Raw genomic sequence first — 18,707 nt, 5'->3', positions numbered from 1 at the left:
GTCGTATCCTTAAATATGGCATATGAGATATTTTTAATTGTTGGCGCATTTAAGAATAAGGCAGTTGGCCGTTCTTACATAGTCGATTGAACAGGACGGTGCGTTTAGAATTGGAATTTAAGCACGACACTCAGCATGGATTCATTCGACGAATGTAAGACGGTCACGCTAGATGATGGAAAAACCATCGAGCTTAATGCGACCGAGTTATCTATTAACTTAATTTTTAATGGGAATGTTATAGATTCCCACACGCTTGGATATCCATCTGCAGGTTTCGGTGGTGGATCTATTCATTTATCTCCCACTAAAACCAAACTAGTTTTTGCATACTATTCAGGTCAAAGTGAAGAAGCATTCAGCATTTTCGAAATAGGGAATCAGTTGAAGGCTCTATATGAATCAGAATATTTTTTCGGTGAAGCAGCAAGCTATTGTTTCAGTCCTAATGAAACAACATTTGTTCAAGCGATTCCAAGGTCTTGCACAGAATGGTGGCTTCCTTGGGAAGATGGAGATATTGAAGATGACGAATTGTGTAAAGGGTATTTTGAGTTTTGTGAAATAAATATCCTCGACTTAAAAAATCTTAAACTAAACAATTGTGTTGTAAGGTTGGTCCCTGATGCAAATTGGAAGCCTCCTGAAAAAGCAGGCGACCCTTTTTTGCATGAAAAAATGCCAAGTGAAGAAACACTAGAAATTGGTTTTCCCTGGGGCAAAAAGGTACTTGCTCTCCCTCTTCCCAAGGTAGTAATTTATGAGCTATCAAATGCCTAACAAAGCAAGCAAGCGGGACAATTGTTACGCTGCGCTTCACAATTGCCCCTTCTTGCGGCGTTAGCACAAAATCAGATTGGTCATATGCTTCAAATAAAAGTAGTGCATGGAGACATGTTAGATCAAAGAGTAGATGCGTTAATCTATTCTACGAATGCTCACTTGAACTTGAGTGGTGGTGTTGGTAAATCACTCATCGAGAGATTTGGTGGGAAAATCCAGGAAAGGTTAATTCAATCGGCTAGGGATCAGGTAATTGGCAAGATTGAACCTGGTTTCGTAATAAATTGTAGAACCGAAGCTATGCCATGGAGACTACTGATCCATACTGTCGCTACCGACGATATGTATTATACAGATCCTGAAATAGTGCGTAGTGTTCTAGCAGATGCTTTGGACATTTGTGATCAAACATATGGTGTTTCGGTAATCGCAACAAGTGCTTTGGGTTGTGGTTATGGAGATCTTACACATCAGCACTTTGCTAAAATCCTAGCTTCGGTAGTCAGTGAATATCGGGATACGGACCTAACGGAATTAAGGGTCGTTTGTAATAGCATTGATTATGTATACGAATTGAAGTCGGTTTTAGGTTAAGTAGGGGTTCAAAGTGCTAACAAGCGCTGCAAGGGAAGCAATGAGCACTGATTCTGAGAACAAGGTGAAAGAAATACTCGGTAACTCGTCAGATGATGGGCGAGTACAGCCATGGGGTATACCAATGAATTTAACGAATACCGCTAGATACCATATTTTGGTATTTTGTCAATTCAATACACAAGGCTGGGTTTAACTAAGGGGTGCATGGGAAGCCACTGCTTTTAATTTATTTAATGTAGCAATACTTTCTTTAAGTATTGCTGGTGTTCTTTTTTTAGAGAAACTTCTCAGCAGGGATCGCCGGCAAGGATTCAAAAGCAGGCTTCGCGAACCAGTACCCCTGCATTAGATCAACGCCCATGTCCATGAGGACATCCAATTCTTCCCGGGTTTCAACGCCCTCTGCCAAAGGTTCTATTCCCAAGTCGCGACACATGTTGACTTGATGGTAGATGATCTTTCTGCGCCTAGAATCTGTATCCACGTTACGAATGAGTTCTCTATCAAACTTAAGAATATCCGGTTGAATATCGGCTAAGAGATTTAATCCTGAAAATCCAGCACCAAAATCGTCAATAGCAACCTTGAACTGAGTTCGCTTGTAATAGCTCATGATACTCAAAAGGTGCTGGCTGTCCGAAACGTGTTCCGATTCCACTAATTCAAAGCAAATTCGTTCCACAGGAAAACCATAGTTTTCTGCCGCTTCCAGCGTCGTTCGAATGCATAGCTCTGGTCGATATATGGCATTTGGCAGAAAGTTGATACTGAGATAGGTTTGCATGTTTAAGGTGGAAGCCAAAGAAATCGCCTTCACCCGACAAAGTTGATCAAAACGGTAACGATTGTCGGCATTTACTCGGCTTAAGACACTAAATGCAGACTCATTACCCAACCCCCTTACTAACGCTTCGTGCCCAACAGCGACCTTTTGACGAGTACTGACAATCGGTTGGAACGCCATGGTGAAGTCAAAATCCAGTATTGTATTTTCCTGGCATTGTTTACAGGAAAGCTTCCTAAAGTCGAGTGGTTTACTCATGTCGTGGATGTAAAGCGTGATAGTTAAAGATAGCAGCGTAAATAAAGTATAGGAGGCTTCAAAAAATTTGCCTCCATATTCACGCGATTGCGTTTTTCATCGTAGAAAAGTTGATATCCACTGGCCTCGAACATCACGCTCCCCATGAAAACCCGACACCAACAATATTACCTTACAGGTAGTTGCCTGGGTTAGTAGACGTATTACCCTTTAATGGTCACAAGTATAGGGTGGTACCATGAACGCAATATCCGTCGTACTTATCGTTGTGGGCATCGTCCACCTTTTACCGTTAAAAGGTGCTTTAGGTTCTGATCACCTGGTTGAATTGTACGGTGTTGCTCCACCGGATTTTGATCTAGAGCTTCTGCTAAGGCACCGGGCTATTTTGTTTTCATTACTGGGTGCCTTTATGATTCTCGCTGCGTTCAACAAGTCGTATCAGCCGATGGCAGTTGTGGCAGGTATAGTAAGTACGTCTAGCTTCATTTATCTGTCGTGGGTAATTGGCAAACCGAATGAGCTCATTTCCAGGGTGGTGCTCGTTGATTGGGTTGCCACTGTACTGCTGGTATTCTCTGGATTCGTTCTGATCTATAAAGGCATCCATAATCAATAGTCGCCTAACGAGCGACTGTGGGGGCTGGGCTGGTGGTTGGGCTGGTGGTCATGCCCATTTCCGCTCTGGATTATCCCTGACCAAAGCGTTCAGGAAAGGATTTCAGGCACTACCTGAAAAAGCAGTTGACTTTGCCACAGGCAGTCTATACTGTTGGCACAGCTTGAAAGTAAGTCGATTTTTTATAACCTCCATTACGTCGCATTCTTTGTAGTTCTTCGTCCTGTAGTTTCTAAATTTCAGCCTTCATTTCCCGCTTATTCGTGCCTTACGAAGGCATACCCATAATTTTTATATACAGGATATTTAGCATGTCTAATAAATCTACTGGTACAGTAAAATGGTTCAATGAATCTAAAGGTTTTGGCTTCATTGAGCAAAAATCGGGTCCAGACGTTTTTGCACACTATAGTGCTATCGTAAGTTCTGGTTTTAAAACGCTGACTGAAGGCCAACAGGTTGAGTTTACTGTGACTCAAGGCCAAAAAGGTCCGCAGGCCGAGAACATTGTAGCCATCTAGTAGTGCGTTAATTCTGAAAAGGGCAAGCTGTCATGGCTTGCCTTTTTTCATGCCTGAAATACAAAAATTCAAACAACGATACCCCCCCGCCCCTAGCCAAATCCGTTACCCAGAATTGTGCCAAGTGCCAATTTGTGTGCTATTACTGAAATGTCTACTTTTTACACAATAGACGTTTGTGCAGCGCAATACGCTCACTAAATGCCCCCATAACTGAACTGACATCGTTTAGATGCAGTCGCTTATAGAATGCTCAGGGAGAATCCAACATGAATCGGAAGACTCGTTTCGTTCGACATTGTGTTTTACTCATCGCCGCCCTATTCGCCAGTACCACCTATGCTTTCCAGCATGCCCTGGTGCCGGATAAACCGCTGATCCTGATCGGTGCCTCCTATGCCAATGGCAATACACCGTTGCAGCAGGATTTGCAGGGCCCGTTGCAGGGTATTTCGGTGGGAGCCGGTGACTATGTCGACCTGGGCATGGCGCTGACACGTTTCGGAGCCAAGGTACGCAATGAAGGCCAGGGCGGCGCCACCACCTTCAGCCGGGTCACCTGCAACCCGGTGTGTGGTACGGCCACTTGGGACAGCTATTCCACCCAACTGCAACGCGCGTTACGGCGGGTAACCCTTTTCGATGCGAATGGTCCGGCCGGTTACAATGCGGATTACGTCATCATCAGTCTTAGCAACGATTGCCTGCACTCTGATTCGTTTGGCATCGACCAGGCGCTGACCAGCCCCTGCTCCCTGGCGGAGCAACACGCCTCCCTGGACCGCTTGATTGCCGTGGGGCAAGAGGTGCTGGATCTGGGCATGAAACCAGTGTACGCCAGGTTTGCCAGCGCAGAGGATCTTGATCTGCCGTTGTTCGCCCAGCTTTCGGGGCTCAGCTGGGCTATGACCAATGAGCAATACGATGCTTTTGGTGAGCTGTATGCCGCCAGAATCCGTCAGGAGCTGCCCGGCGCCATATTGGTCAACGCCTGGGGTCACTTTACCCACGGTGGCGACGGTATTCATCCGGATGAAGCCACCGCGATGCGGGCGGCATTCCACTTTCTGCGCGCCATTTACCGAGACCAGAGGCACCATTAAAGCCGGTGGTGCAACCCGGCCCAATGACAGCGACCTGGATATGAAGAGTGAACAGCACCCGCGCTTGTGGAAACATATGGGGTAATTACCCCAGTCGCTTGTCTGATTGCTGCGGATACCGGTGAAGCGCAGACTGATCTATCATGACAGTAGAACGCAATCTGGCGAACAACCCACATTCTTCTACTGGGCACCCAACATGAAATACATCATTGGATCCTTGATCATCAGTTTTGGGATTATTTTTGTGGTTATGGTCATCTCGATGGCCGTGCATTTTAAAGCACCGGACAATGCTTTAGCCTATCTGGGGGGCACATGGCTTGTATTGGGCATTCTGTGCTATCCACTGGCCCGAAAGTGGATTCGCTGAAGGCCATTCCGTTTTAAGCCGTCTCCGCCTACAAAAAGGCCCCGCACACTGGCGGGGCCTTTTCATGGTCTCTTCCTGATCCAAGCAGTCGCCCTTAGCGGCGTACGCGATACTCCTCCAGGAACCACTCGTTCTCTTCATCCCAGGGGAAGAAGGGGTTGCCCACGTTGGCCAGGTCATCGCTGAATTCCGGGAAGTGACGCAACAGCACGGTACGGAAGTTGTTGTCGTCGATCCAGTCCAGGCCCTCGGCTGAGTAGATTTCCGGAGTATAGGATTCGGTGAAGAAGCGGTCGGCCATCAAACGGCGCGAGGCCATGGCAATGAAGATCTGGAACGAGGTCTCGCCAAAACCGTAACCCGGTGGGCGGTAGCCTTCAGCGTAGGAGCCGATCATCACGTCAATGGCTTCGATGTCGTCGTTGTACAGGTCACGCAGTTTTTCCGCCAGGGCCACGTCGGGTGTGATGTCGGTGAAATCGGTGATGGGGTTCAAACCGATCTGGCGGCGGAACTCGTTATAGCGGGGAATGCCACGCTCACGATCACGCAGGATGTCGATGGCACCCAGGTCGGTCATGGCAACACCGGGTTCCGCCGGGAAGTTCTGCAGGAAGCTGGGGAAGTTGTTCAGTTCCAGCAAACCGGGGTGGGTGTGACCAAAGGAGTAGAACATGTTGGCCATGCCTTCCTGACGCATCACCTGGGCACCGCCCTGCAGGGCATGCTCCTGCAGCGGGCTCACCTGGCGCACGCTGTGGTTGTTGTGGTCACGCACTTCCACGTAGTCCCGCAGCAGCGGGTGCATGCGGTATACCGCCGTGAATTCTTCCGTCAGGCTGAAAGGCACGCCTTCCAGTTGGGTCGGGCCGCCAATGATGCCGTCGGTGGCTTCGTTGCCCAGTTTGGGGAACCAGTAGGGCATGATACCGCGCCAGTTGGCGAACATGGCTTCGCGCAGGGTGTAGTTTTTGAGGATGGCGGGGGTCCAGTCCACGGTGTGCACTTTGGCCATCAGCGCGGCGTTGATCAGGCGGGCGGTCTGGAACAGGCGCTCATCGCCCCAGTTGGGATGACTTTGCTTCAGCATGTCGGCGATGGCATTGTGCTCACGCACCCACAGGGTGTGCATCATCTCCAGGCCAACCCACCAGTTACGGTTGAAACCGGTTTCCGGCAGGCCATCGTCCCCCATGGGCAAAAAGCCGTTTTCCATGCGCATCTTGCCGTCCACCATGGTGCGCAGGCGATGGTTGGTTTCCATGTCGCTGCCGTAGATCTGGGAACCATCCCACCAGGCGGTGTTTTCGTTGATGAAGGTGGGGGCACGGCCGTCGGTAGGGTTCTTGCTGGGGTCGGCCGGGGTGCGGCCCACAGGCATGGTGCCATCACCGCTGTTGTGGGAATCGCCGCCGTCCACCGGCACGTGAATCCGGTCGCCATGGTCCCGCAGGCCGTGCTCAAACCAGTCGTGAATCATGAACTGAATCCAGTTGGCCGCCAGGTAGTTCAGGAAAGGAACTTCCTTGACGCCGTTTTCCCGGGTCAGCAACTCTTTACTGATGGTGCGGGGATTGGGGTTGAGCAGGTTGGCCTCATCCGGGAAGGAAACGTCCGGGTTGATGTTGCGCCCCATGCGCACGCCGGCCATCCCCATGGCGGGCAGGTCCAGATCATTACAACGACCGTCGTAGGAGCGGTAGATCAAATCACTGCCTTCACACGCCACCACCGGCCACTCGCCTTCGGCATAGGTATCGAACAGGTTGTTCTCGAACAGTTCGCACCGTATTTGGCTAAGCGTAAGCAATCCAATCAGCGGTCCGAAGATCCACCATTTCATATATACGTTCATAGTTGCTCCAAGTCGTTTTTATAATTATCTATCGATAACAGCTGAAAGATACGGACGTGTACCCTCATGATTGAAAGCATATCCAGTTTGTTCAAGCCGGACGCCGTACATAGGTATGGGAGACAAACGGGTTCGACGCAAAATGGGAGGGGCTCGGCAATCCCGGTGGGACCAGAACTCAACATAAGTCACAGGAATTAATCAACCCATTAATTCAAATGAGTAATGTTATCCACCGGTAAGTCTTTGCAACGATACGCATCCAAATTGTGGGCAATTGCAAATTTGGCCGGATACGACCGGAATGCCCCGCCCATCTGATTTATACAAGGTTAATTTGCGACCACGGCTGCATCCTGTCTAAAATCAGTTTCTTTTTGTGCACCCTCCCTTGGTATGGGGCTTCACCAGGAGCGTGCATTGTGACGGGCAGATCGACACCCTAAAATGAAACACTCGCAGGCATTCACTTTTGACCCTTAGTCTGAAGTAGCACCCAAAGATATTGCGATGAACTCGACTTATAAAAAGACCGCAACAGCGGCGAATGACTTACCCCAGCACCTGCCGCGCCAACGGCTGGCGGCGCAGGTATTGGCATCACCACACCCTGTGCTGTGGATCGGGGCGCCCAAAGGCATGGGTAAATCCGTGCTGCTGGAGCAGCTCCGCGAGCAACTGGTGCAACAGCATGGCCAGCATCGGGTGCTGCTGATCCGGCTGACGGATGGCCAGGGGCTGGACTATGTACTGCGCTGCCTGCAGGAACATCTGCAACAACACGGCACCCCGACCCGAGGCGACTTCAGCACCCCCTCCCTGGTGGACATGGTGCATCGCCCCGGTAACCCCCCCACACCCAACCGCCTGCACCTGTTGATGGATGGACTGGACACCCGCCAGCACAGCGCGCTCATTCATTACCTGGTGGAAAGCAGCCGCAGCCAGAACGGCCTGTTGAAACTCTATCTGGCGGTGGATGATTTTATTCCACTGCAGAATGTTCCACCGACGGAGCTGTACGGCAGCGAGCAGCTGCACTGCCTTAACCTGCATGACCTGCGTATGACCGCTGCAGAAGTGGAAACCCTGCTCCTGCAACGTACCGGCACCTGCTCCCCGGAAAAAATCCAGCGCCTGCTGCAGAAATCCGACGGCATCCCGGCAGTGCTGACGCTGCTGCTGGATCATGCCACGGAGTCAAGCGCGGTGCAGTGCCAGCACCTGAGCGAATGGATCGAGGACAATGTGCTGCTGTACATGGAGCCGATGGAAGTGCTGCGCCTGGCCAGCCTGTCGATCATGGGCCACTTTAACCTGCAGCAGGCTTCGCAGCTGATCGGTGTGGCGGAGGACGCCACCCTGGACTGGCTGCTGCATTACAAGCCCCTGTTGTTCCGCCACAGTGAAGACCATCAGGGCGCGGAGCAACCGCATTTTGTCTGGTCGCAACTGATGCAGCCGTTCTTTTTCCATTGCCTGTTGCATCGTTATCGGGATCTGTTGCCACGCATCCTGAAACGTTCTGAACCCTGGTTGACGGATCGCAACGTTAACCCGCAATGCGTTGAGCACGTGATCCGCTCCATCGAGAAGCCCTGGTCCCAGGAGATTCTGCTTTCCCGCTGTCGGATCTGGTATGAAAAGCGTAACGCCGCCGCCATCATTCGCCTGGTGGAACTGATCCCGGAGCCGCATCGCCTCACGGCCCCCTCCCTGGCCTTGTACTATGCCTGGGCGCTGATTCTGCAAAAGCGGATCGAGGATGCCTGCCGCTGGCTGGACCGGGTGGAAGGCCAACCCGCCGACATTGACGATAATGTCTTTGTGCTGCGGGCACTGGCGGCCGTGGGCGCCCGTCCGCGCCCCACTTACCATGCCCGTTCCGCGCTATTGGAAGGCTGCCTGGACAAGAACAGCCTGTTCCAGGGTGAAGTGTTGAGCCAGTACACCAACATGTTGCATGCGGTGGGGGCCTCCAGCCTGTCCAAGCACGCGTTGAAAAAGGCCATGCATTTTCACCGCATCAACCAGAACCCCAGCCATCTCAGCCACGCCAAGTGCCTGCTGTGGCGCTGTGATTTCAACGAGGGCAACACCCGCGAGGTGATTGAGCAGGTGCGCGCCGATCTGCAGCAGATGCAGCCGGGTAACCCGGCCACCCAGCCCCGGGAGCAGGAACCGGTCCAGCGGCACGCCATCGCCATGCTGCAATCCACCCTGGCGGATTTTCTGTATGAGAGCAATCACCTGACCGAAGCCAAGGCGCTCTACCTGAGCGCCATTCCCGAGTTGATCAATTCGGAGTGGGAGTACGAGAGCGTGGTGGCCCAGGTGGGACTGACCCGGCTCTACATCAGCGAAGGGGAGATCGAGCCGGCACAGGCGGAAATGGAGCGCATAAAAACCCGGGTGCGCCACCGGGAGAACACCAGCCTCAATGCCGTGCTCTGCTTTGAAACCATGCGCATTCTGCGCCGCCAGGGCAAATCCGTATTGCCCGCGGCGACGGAATACGAATTGGATATGGATCATCTTAGTGTGGAATCACTGTTCCAGCACCAGCACGATAAGGAACGCCTGCACTGGATCAAGTGTTATATTCTGGTGTTGCTGGAACAACGCAATCACACCTCGGCGTTGATCTACGCAGTGAAAGGCCTGATCAAAAGCCTGAACCTGATGGATAACCGCTACCGTACCCTGTTCTCGTGCATCAAAGCCCTGTGCGAATTCAAACTGGGGCAGCAGGACGAAGCCAGCAAGAGTTTGAATGAAGCCATGAGCCTGGCGCAACAATCCCGTTTTTTACGCACGCTGATCAATGACGATTTTGGCTGGTGTGACCTGTGGCAGGCAGTGGATCAACAGCAAGGCTTTAAAGCCCAGATCGTGCCCAGTTTTATCTCGGAAGTGCGCGCCTGTTTGCAAACGGTCGGGGTGAACACGGAGACCTCGCTGGCGTCGCAGCAGCAGGCCAGCACGTCGCTGGCGAACTACCGCAAGCTGGGGCTTACGGATAAGGAATATGAGATTCTGAAATTACTGGCGGAGGGGTTGTGCAATAAAACCATCGCCAACCGCTCGGAGATCGCCTTGACCACGGTGAAGTGGCATCTGCAGAACATCTTTGGCAAGCTGCAGGCCAAGAACCGCACCGAGGCCGTGGTGAAAGCGCAGGAGCACGCCCTGATCGGCAGCAGCGAGGGCTGATCCTTACACCCTAACCGGCATCCCGCTGTAATGGCTCCAGCATATAATCCTGGCGCAACTGCTCGGCCTGTTCGATCAGGTCGGCATCGCCCATGCGCTGCAGCACATCCATCTGTTCCTCAAAGGCATCCCAATCCCGGGTCTGGGCAAACACCTGCATCAGGTACAGGCGCAGGTCTTTGCGGGTGGGGCGCTTGGCGATCTCGGAGTGAATCACTGCCAGGGCGCGCTGGTATTGATGGTACATCAGATACAACTCGATCATCTGCTTCACATCGTCGTGACTTGCTTCCTCTTCAGCGCGCTGCGACTCCTTGTTCAGCACTTCCTGATGGCTGGCCTTTTCCTTGATCTGGTGAATGGCTTTTTGCAACTGCTCCGGTGAATCGGATTGGCTGCGATCCCGCTTGGTGCCGAACACCAGTTCATACAAATCCTCATCCCGCAGGGTTTCAGTTTGTTTGATCTGTTGCACCCGGCGTGAGCGCAGGCCAACAAACCCGATCAGCACGCCCATGGGCAACAGGCCCAGTAAATACCAGAAGCCAGAGCCGGATTTTTCAATCAGCTGATGACCAGCCTGCGGTTCGCTGCCAATCAGATCCTGGGCCACCGCCAGCGGGGTGGCTGTCTGGGCTGGTGTCTGGACAGGTTCCTGGGTGGGCTGCATCTCAGGCAACGGTTGCGCGCGCAATGATGGCGGTGGCGTAGTGGTGTTGACGGATTGGGCGATCTCCTGCTGTCGCTGTTGAGCCAGGGCGATGGTGGACTGCATTTGCTCCCGCTGTTGCTCCAGCCGCGCCATTTCCGCGCGCACCTGTTGCTGGAACGCCACCAGTTCCGCCCGCTCGGATTGCAGTGCCGCCAGTTGCGCTTGCAGCTGTTCCACGTCGCTGATGGGGCTTGCCACGGGGGTTTCCGGAGTGAAGGAAATCGACGGTGCCGCCGCCGGATAAGGATTACTCGCCACCGGGTCCTGCTGGTGCGATTGAGGGACCGCAGCGGCAGGCACTGACAGCAACGCCCCCAGTTTGATCCGGTTACGATCTCCGTTCACGAACGCCTGGGGGTTGTGGCGATACAGCACATCCATGGTGGCCTGAGTGGACAGCCCGGTGCGCTCACGGAAAGCCCGCGCCACCTTCCACAAAGAATCCCCACTCTGCACCCGATAGCGGCCCTCCAGGGTCACGTCCGCGCGGGGAACGGTTTCAGTGCGGGTAACAGTACCAGCATCCGGCATCGGGCGCGCACTTGCTCCCATCCGCGGCTGTGCCGGGGTCAGCGCCGGCTGCGGTTCACGCCAGCGGGTGGCGTACCCGGGCGGGTCCAGCAACAGGTTATAACGTCGATAGGTGGTGCCCGTGGGCCAGTTCAGCTCCAGCACAATGTCCAGAAAGGGTTCAACGATGCGCTTGGAGGAGCGTACCAGAATGGCTTTGCTGCCATCCGGCTGGGTCACCACGTCAAACTGCAGGTCCCCGTGGCTGGCGACATAGCGGGCATCAAACCGGCTGTAAACATCCTGTCGAGCAAGATTGACCCGGATTTCCGAGGTTTGGTAATCCCCCGGGAAGAGCAATCCGATTTGCGCGTGCAGGGGTGAGCCCAAGTAGGACTGGACATCCATCTGCCCCAACCCCATGCCGTTCACAACACCGGCCTGCAGGGCCAGGCCGGCCAACATCATCGCCTTGTATCTCATGGTCAATCCCGAATGCTTACTGAAACTCCATGGTTAAACTGTAGACCAATTCACAAAATTGGCGGCTAATTTATGACCATCTGGCGGGATTTTTGCCGTGAGTGGGATATTTGGCTCAATATGACCGAATGACCGTAATGAACCTTTTGGACTATATTTCGTTTAGTCATAACCGGAGCACGGCGGCGATGGAAGAGTGGTGTGAGCAGGTCTATTACTTTCCGGGGCAGACCCGGTCTGCCGGGGCCGGCATCATGGTCAGCTGCGGCATTCACGGTGATGAAACCGGCCCCATTGACGCGTGCGCCGCCCTGTTGCATCGGCTGCGGAAGCACCGCGTCCAACTCCCGCGCCCGCTGTTGCTGATCTTCGGCAACCCCGCAGCCATCGCCCACCGTCAGCGTTTTGTGGACTTCAATCTGAATCGCCTGTTCGGCGCGGCCCAGGTTGGATCGCCCCGGGAGGACAGTATTGAAGCCCGGCGGGCCCGGCAACTGGAACAGGCCTGTGCCCGCTTTGCGCAGCAGTGCCAGGGCATCGACTGGCACCTGGACCTGCACAGCACCATCAAACCGTCTCTCATCCAGCGCTTTGCCCTGCTGCCGGTCACCCGGCGCGAATATCGCCGGCCCTGGGCGGCGGCGCTGGGCCAGGCCGGTGTTGGCGCCCTGGTGCGGCAAACCCAGCGGGCCCATACCTTCTCCCAGTTCAGCCACGATCGCTTTGATGCGGACAGTTTCACGCTGGAATGCGGCTCCCACGCCACGGACAAGAGTACCGACACTGCACTCGCCCAGTGGCTGCAAGGCCTGGTGGAAGCGTCCACGGGTGCCGTCGGCGACGTCGCCAGGCTGCCCGAGTACCCGATGGTGGAGCACCAGATGACAGAGCACCAGATGACAGAGTACCGGGTGGCAGAAGCCATCGTGCGCCGAACGGAGCAGTTCCGCTTTCTGATTGAGGAGTCCGAACCGAACTTCAGCGAACACCCGGCGGGCACGGCATTTTATTGCGACGGGGTCGAGCCTGGAGAGGGTGTGTTTCGCCTGCCCGGACCCCGTTACAGCCTGTTCCTGAACAGTCAGGTGGCCCTGGGTCAGCGGGCCGGACTGTTATTGGAACGGCTGCAGTAAGTCCAGCGGCAGTTCCAACACCCGGTAGATGTCCTCCACGATGGACTGCATTTCACGGGCGAAATCCCACTCCGCCAACTGCTCCGGCAGCATCTGTTGCGGGTAACGCTGCGCCACCAGATCCACCAGCCGCTGATGCCGTTCATCATCCAGAATCAGTTTGCCCTGCAACGCCCCCAGTTCGACCTCACTGAGCGTTATGCGCAGGCGTAAACAGGCGGGGCCGCCGCCATTACGCATGCTCTGCTGCAGATCCAGATAGGCGATTTCCTGCAAATCCAGCGCGGTTTTCAAGGTGTGTTCAATATAGTCTTTGACCGCCGCATCCTGCTCGCACTCTGCCGGCAACAACAGGGTGCGCTGGCCTGCCTCCCCCAGCAACTGGCTGTTGAACAAATAGGTGCTGACCGCCTTGGTGACGCTGACCTCGGCCTCTTTGACCTCCACAATGCGCAACGGATCACCGCCCCGCCGGGTCAGCTCCTGCAACACCTGGTCCTGATTGTGGAAGGCTTTTTCATGGCACAGCAACAGGCCCTCGTGGGACACCGCAATGACATCATTGTGGAACACACCCGCATCAATGGCCTCGGCACTTTGCTTCACCAGAATCACCTGATCCTCGTGCAGACCGCTGAGCCGGGCCAGGGCGGCACTGGCCTCGCGGGTCTGGCGGGAGGGGTACTTTTTCGGATTGCCCGGGGCATGGCTGTCGCTGCCGTACACCAGTACATGCAGGGCCGGCTCTGCTCCCAGCCCGATGCGCATGTGATTAGCCGCACCTTCATCCCCAAAGGCACTCACCGCCGGCAGCGGCGATTGCACCTGAAAATAGCGGGCGTCAGCGAACACGTAGTGCAGCAGGGCCGAGGTGGCCGCCACCTCCTGACTGCGGTGAAAATGACTGATCAGATTGGCGGGCACCACAACACAGCGTGGCTGTTCCTCTGGCTTGGACTGGGGCTTAAACTGAGACACCACATGATCACAGGAGGGAAACACGGTGGCCGCATTGGCCACCCACATGGCAGACGCCGAGCAGCACATGCTGAAGATCTGCGGTGCCTGTTGCCAGGCCTGCCGCAACACCGTTGGCGGCGGCCCCTGAAATCCCAACTGACGCAGGGCCGCCAGGTTCGGGCGCAACTGGGGCGGCAACACGCCCTGCACAAAGCCGCGATCCATCAGCCAGCGCATTTTGCTGAGGCCCTGTAACGCTGCCTGGCGGGGATTGGACACTGCCCCCTGATGAGAGACCGATGCCAGGTTGCCGAAGGACAGGCCGGCGTAATTGTGAGTGGGGCCCACCAGCCCGTCGAAGTTAACCTCACGCCAACGCATGCTGCATCCCCGGTGGTAATTGTCCCGGCAGTGCTACCTGAGTGTCACGCAGCGTAGCGGTGGGATAGGCGCAATAATCCGCGGCGTAATACGCGCTGGGCTGGTGGTTGCCACTGGCGCCGATGCCACCGAAAGGTGCTTCGCTGCTGGCACCGGTGAGGGGTTTGTTGCCGTTCACCACACCGGCCCGGATGCGCTGATAGAACTGCTCGAAGTGGCTCTGCTCATCGGTGATGATGCCGGCGGCCAGACCGAAGCGGGTGTCGTTGGCCTGGACGATGGCGTCCTCCAATGTGCGGTAGCGAAACACCTGCAACACCGGGCCGAACAGTTCGTCATCCAGCTTCTGCTGGGCCTGGGACATGTCCAGCAATACCGGGGTCATCAAGGTGCCGTTGGCGTTCAGGTGGCGGGGTGCCAGCAGCACCTGACCACCCACATTCTGCAGCAGCTGCAGACCATGTTGCAGATGCTGCACCGCGTCGGCACTGACCACCGCCCCCATGAAGGGTTGCGGATCGGCGCGGCCCGGCGCCACCGTCAAGCGCCCACAGGCGGACACCAGTTGCGCCAGAAAGTCATCGCCCCAGGCCGTTGCCGGCAGCAGCAGGCGGCGGGCACAGGTGCAGCGCTGGCCACTGCTCACAAAGGCGGAAAACAGCGTCACAAATAACGCCGCTGAAATATCCTGAACCGGCTCCACAATCAGGGGGTTGTTGCCGCCCATTTCCAGCGCCAGCACTTTATGGGGTTGGCCTGCATACTGTTGATGCAGATAGCGCCCGGTCTGTGCACTGCCGGTGAAGAGAATGCCATCCAGCTGCGGGTGTTCCACCAGCGCGGCGCCGGTGGCCTTGTCACCGCACACCAGGTTCAGCACTCCCGGCGGCAAACCCACGGCGTTCCAGATCTCCACCATGGCGCAGGCCACCGCCGGCGTCAGCTCACTGGGTTTGAACACCACCGTATTACCGGCAATCAATGCCGGCACAATGTGCCCGTTGGGCAAATGCCCGGGGAAATTAAAGGGCCCGAACACCGCCAGCACACCGTGGGGTTTGTGGCGAATCAGCAATTCACCCTGGGCGGTGGTTTTGCAATGACGGCCGGTGCGCTCTTCATGCGCCCGAATGGAAATCGCCACTTTGCCCACCATGGCCGCCACCTCGGTGCGGGCATCCCACAGGGCTTTGCCGCTTTCGCGACTGATCAACAGAGCCAGGGCTTCCGCTTGTTCCTGCAAACGGGCCACATAGCGATGCAGGTATTGCAGCCGTTGCTCCAGTGCCAACGATGACCAGCCCTCAAAGGCGCGACGGGCAGACTCCACCGCACTGTCCACCTGTTCGCGGGACGCCGCTCGCCCCTGCCATACAAGCCGTTCATCCACCGGGTCCCGGGACGCCCATTCCGCCCCCTGGCCGTTGCTCCAGTGGTGATCAATGCATACCGCGTTATTCATGTTGACTGGCCTCCCGATACAGAACAATGCAGCGGGCCTTTTCCGTGGGTGCCAACTGCAGCAGGGACCACAACTGAGCCACCTCCACCGGGAATCGCCCCGCGCTGTCGGGCATCAGCAAACTGCAGCGAAACTCCGTGCGATTGGGGTTGCACACCAGCAGGGGGTAACCCTGCAACGCCTCCACCTGCAGTCGGCTGGCCAGGTAGCTGTCGCGAATGGCCCGTACCCGGTTGACGTAGCATTCCAACGTGGGCCCCGCATCAAAAATATCAACGCAGCCTTCGTAGCGAAAACCTTCATGTTCCAGCAGCTTGCGGGCCGGTTCGGTCTGGCGATGCACCTTGCCGATCACCGCCCGAGCCGAGTCCGGCAGAAAGCGGGTGTAAAACGGATAACGCGGCATCAGTTCGGCAATAAATTGCTTCTGGTTCAGCGCCGTTAAGTAGTCCGCCTGGGAAAACTCCATATCAAAAAAATGCCGCCCCAACCCTTCCCAAAACGGTGAGGTGCCGTCTTCATCCAGATACCCCCGCAGCTCGGCAATCACTTTATCGGCGAACAACTCCGGATATTGGGCCATAAATAAAAAGCGGCATTTGGAGAGCAGCGCCCCGGCCTTGCTGTGGCGGAACCGGGGATGCAGATAGAGGGAACACAATTCGCTGGCGCCACTGTGATCACTGGTAAGAAACAGGGTGGGAAACTGGTGATAGACATCCAGGGTTTTGGAGGCGTGCACAATGGTACTGACCCGGTAGGTGTAACAGGCCTGGTCCATGCCAATGGCGCATTCGATGCCGGACACTCCCACCAGCTTTTTGCTGGCGGTGTCTTCCAGCACAAACCAGAACAGGCCATCGCCGTGGGCAGTCAGGTTCTGATGGGTGGTCACCGCGTGGGAGAGTTTGCGGGAAAGAGTGGCTTCATCCGGCGGCAGGTTGGTGAGACCACCGCCGGTGGACTGGGCCAATTCCACTATGGCCTGGAGATCCTGGCGTTGTGCCAGTCGAACTACCAGCATGTCTTCCTCCCACCGCCGTGCCACTCACCTACATTCCTCACTATAGGCCAAAGCGGTGGTGCAGGGCCAGTGACGGATTCCTTACAGGCGCAGCTCGCCGTTTTCAATCTGCTGAAAACGCTCCGGGGTCAACGGCACATAGGCCCCGGCCTGCGTGTCCAGCAGGTACACCGGGTCCGTCGAGTGGGCGGGGTCAAAGCCCTCTTTTTTCAGTTCCACCTTGCGATTCTTGAAAGTGCCGGTGATTTCGTGTTCGTCCCGCACCCGCACAAACAATGGCACCGCATAGGCCGGCAACGCTGAGGTGAGTGCCGCCGCCAGTGCAGCGCCATCCAGGGTCGTGCCCTGTCCCGTATCGCGCAGGGTGATGGCCGCCATGCCCGCCCGGCCATCCGCATGGGGCACCTGCACGCCGTACACCACCGCCTGCTCAATCTGATCCACCTGTTTGAAAGCGGCCTCCACTTCGGTGGTGGCCACGTTCTCACCTTTCCAGCGGAAGGTGTCACCCAGCCGGTCCACAAACTGAATGTGCTTGAAACCCTGATCCCGCACCAGATCGCCGGTGTTGAACCAGGTGTCCCCATCCCGGAACACGTTGCGCAGCAGTTTCTTCTCACTGGCGCTGGCGTCCGTGTAGCCATCAAATGGCGCCAATCGGTTGACCTTGGTGATCAACAGGCCCACCCCACCGGTGGCCACCCGGCGCATGCGGCCGTCGGCATCGCGTACCGGCTGCTCGGTTTCCGGATCGCACTCCACCACGGCAAACGGCAATGGACAAAAGCCGGCGGTGCAATTCACATCAAAACTGTTGACGAACGCCAGGTTGCACTCGCTGGCTCCGTAAAACTCACAAATGCGCTGGATGCCAAAGCGGGTTTTGAATTCCATCCAGATTTCCGGCCGCAAACCATTACCGATCACCACCCGCACCCGATGCTGTTGATCCTGTGGCGAAGGCGGCTGGTTCAACAGGTAACGGCACAGCTCCCCGATATAACAGAACGCCGTGGCATTGTGCTGCCGCACCTCATCCCAAAAGCGCGACACACTGAATTTTTTGGTGAGCGCCACACAGGCACCGCTGGCCAGGGCCGAGCCCCAACTCACGGTGAGTGCATTGTTGTGATACAGCGGCAGCGGCACATACAAGGTGTCGTGATGGCTCAAGCGGGCGGTGAGCAGGCCCATGCCAGAGCCCCCCTTCAACCAGCGGCCGTGGGACATCACGGAGGCTTTGGGCATGCCGGTGGTGCCGGAGGTGAAAATATAAAAGCAGGGTTGCTGGCTGCGCACGTTGCCGGTGGTGGCGGGATTCACACTGGGCAGCAGACGGGTAAGGCTTTCCAGATCCTCATAGCCCAAAGGGCACTGGTCCGGATCATCCCCCAACCACAGATAACGCAGGTGGGGATTCTGCAGAGGTTGGTAGGCCGTCTCTTCCAGGGCCGCCACAGATTCCTGCCCTACTACCAGTACCTTGGGTTTGATCAAGCCCAGGCTGTGCACCAGCACGTCGTCGCGCTGGTTATAGTTGATCATGCCGGCAATGGCACCCAGTTTGGCCGCAGCGGCAGTGCAGGCGAGCATGTCCGGGCGATTCTCTGACATGATGGCCACCACATCACCACTCCCTACGCCCTGCTGCTGGAGCAAAGCGGCAATGCGGTTGACCCAGCCATTGAAGCCGGCATAGCTCCAGACTTTGTCTTCGAATTTCAGGGCCGGGCTGGCGGGATAGCGGGCTGCCTGCTGTTCCAGAAGACGGCCAATGGACATTTTTTTGTCGGGGCCCGCATTGAGCATGTGGCGCACCCCATGGAAAAAGGCGGGGGCATCGGGCACCGCACGCAGAATACCGGCGGCAATTTCAGACAGGCTGACTTGTTTATTTGGGTTCATGGCTGGAGGCTGGTGGCGGCTGTTATAACGG

The 18,707-nt window shown here is 55.9% G+C and carries 15 protein-coding genes; 8 read left to right on the top strand and 7 right to left on the bottom strand.

Annotated features, from left to right (window positions below):
- Window positions 1-135: 135 nt before the first annotated feature.
- Window positions 136-780: a hypothetical protein gene (locus D9N14_RS13495; protein ID WP_290580517.1), complete on the top strand. Its 645-nt coding sequence runs from the start codon at window positions 136-138 to the stop codon at window positions 778-780.
- A 114-nt stretch (window positions 781-894) separates the two neighbouring features.
- A complete protein-coding gene (locus D9N14_RS13490) occupies window positions 895-1,377 on the top strand; it encodes a macro domain-containing protein (protein ID WP_290580515.1) in 483 nt (160 codons plus the stop codon).
- 277 nt (window positions 1,378-1,654) lie between these two features.
- Here the strand turns inward: D9N14_RS13490 and D9N14_RS13485 are convergent, their stop codons facing one another.
- Window positions 1,655-2,422, bottom strand: coding sequence for an EAL domain-containing protein (locus D9N14_RS13485; protein WP_290580513.1), 768 nt, complete (start codon window positions 2,420-2,422; stop codon window positions 1,655-1,657).
- A gap of 238 nt (window positions 2,423-2,660) precedes the next feature.
- Between D9N14_RS13485 and D9N14_RS13480 the strand changes: the two genes are divergently transcribed.
- From D9N14_RS13480 to D9N14_RS13465, 4 genes are all read left to right on the top strand, one after another.
- Entirely contained in the window at window positions 2,661-3,041 is a 381-nt protein-coding gene (locus D9N14_RS13480) for a hypothetical protein (protein ID WP_290580511.1), read from the top strand.
- 311 nt (window positions 3,042-3,352) lie between these two features.
- Complete coding sequence (locus D9N14_RS13475; protein ID WP_290580509.1) at window positions 3,353-3,562, top strand: cold-shock protein; 210 nt, start codon at window positions 3,353-3,355, stop codon at window positions 3,560-3,562.
- Between the two features lie 269 nt (window positions 3,563-3,831).
- A complete protein-coding gene (locus tag D9N14_RS13470; protein ID WP_290580507.1) occupies window positions 3,832-4,665 on the top strand; it encodes an SGNH/GDSL hydrolase family protein in 834 nt (277 codons plus the stop codon).
- 199 nt (window positions 4,666-4,864) lie between these two features.
- A complete protein-coding gene (locus D9N14_RS13465; RefSeq protein ID WP_290580505.1) occupies window positions 4,865-5,038 on the top strand; it encodes a hypothetical protein in 174 nt (57 codons plus the stop codon).
- Between the two features lie 94 nt (window positions 5,039-5,132).
- Here the strand turns inward: D9N14_RS13465 and D9N14_RS13460 are convergent, their stop codons facing one another.
- Entirely contained in the window at window positions 5,133-6,893 is a 1,761-nt protein-coding gene (locus D9N14_RS13460) for a peroxidase family protein (RefSeq protein ID WP_290580503.1), read from the bottom strand.
- Between the two features lie 510 nt (window positions 6,894-7,403).
- On the opposite strand from D9N14_RS13460, the gene D9N14_RS13455 reads away from it, so the two are divergent.
- Window positions 7,404-10,106: a LuxR C-terminal-related transcriptional regulator gene (locus D9N14_RS13455; RefSeq protein ID WP_290580501.1), complete on the top strand. Its 2,703-nt coding sequence runs from the start codon at window positions 7,404-7,406 to the stop codon at window positions 10,104-10,106.
- A gap of 10 nt (window positions 10,107-10,116) precedes the next feature.
- Here D9N14_RS13455 and D9N14_RS13450 read toward each other — a convergent pair whose 3' ends face one another.
- On the bottom strand, window positions 10,117-11,811 hold the full coding sequence (locus D9N14_RS13450; protein WP_290580499.1) for a FimV family protein: 1,695 nt from the start codon (window positions 11,809-11,811) through the stop codon (window positions 10,117-10,119).
- A gap of 188 nt (window positions 11,812-11,999) precedes the next feature.
- On the opposite strand from D9N14_RS13450, the gene D9N14_RS13445 reads away from it, so the two are divergent.
- Window positions 12,000-12,944, top strand: coding sequence for a succinylglutamate desuccinylase (locus D9N14_RS13445; protein ID WP_290580497.1), 945 nt, complete (start codon window positions 12,000-12,002; stop codon window positions 12,942-12,944).
- Here D9N14_RS13445 and D9N14_RS13440 read toward each other — a convergent pair.
- The 4 genes from D9N14_RS13440 to D9N14_RS13425 all read right to left on the bottom strand — a co-directional run bounded on the left by D9N14_RS13440 (window position 12,924) and on the right by D9N14_RS13425 (window position 18,676).
- Window positions 12,924-14,285 (bottom strand): N-succinylarginine dihydrolase, encoded by a 1,362-nt coding sequence (locus tag D9N14_RS13440; RefSeq protein WP_290580495.1) that lies wholly within the window; start codon window positions 14,283-14,285, stop codon window positions 12,924-12,926. The genes D9N14_RS13445 and D9N14_RS13440 overlap by 21 nt on opposite strands.
- Window positions 14,272-15,747, bottom strand: a complete 1,476-nt coding sequence (gene astD, locus D9N14_RS13435; RefSeq protein WP_290580493.1) for a succinylglutamate-semialdehyde dehydrogenase — start codon at window positions 15,745-15,747, stop codon at window positions 14,272-14,274. Before astD ends, D9N14_RS13440 begins: the two co-directional genes overlap by 14 nt.
- Window positions 15,740-16,771: an arginine N-succinyltransferase gene (gene astA / locus D9N14_RS13430; RefSeq protein WP_290580491.1), complete on the bottom strand. Its 1,032-nt coding sequence runs from the start codon at window positions 16,769-16,771 to the stop codon at window positions 15,740-15,742. The genes astD and astA overlap by 8 nt, the downstream gene beginning before the upstream one ends.
- A gap of 81 nt (window positions 16,772-16,852) precedes the next feature.
- Window positions 16,853-18,676: a long-chain-acyl-CoA synthetase gene (locus tag D9N14_RS13425; RefSeq protein WP_290580489.1), complete on the bottom strand. Its 1,824-nt coding sequence runs from the start codon at window positions 18,674-18,676 to the stop codon at window positions 16,853-16,855.
- Between the last annotated feature and the right edge of the window lie 31 nt (window positions 18,677-18,707).

Source organism: Ketobacter sp. (assembly GCF_003671495.1).
Classification (GTDB): Bacteria; Pseudomonadota; Gammaproteobacteria; order Pseudomonadales; family Ketobacteraceae; genus Ketobacter.
The sequence above is the reverse complement of the archived record's forward strand: the minus strand, read 5'-3'. Positions and strand labels throughout refer to the sequence as shown.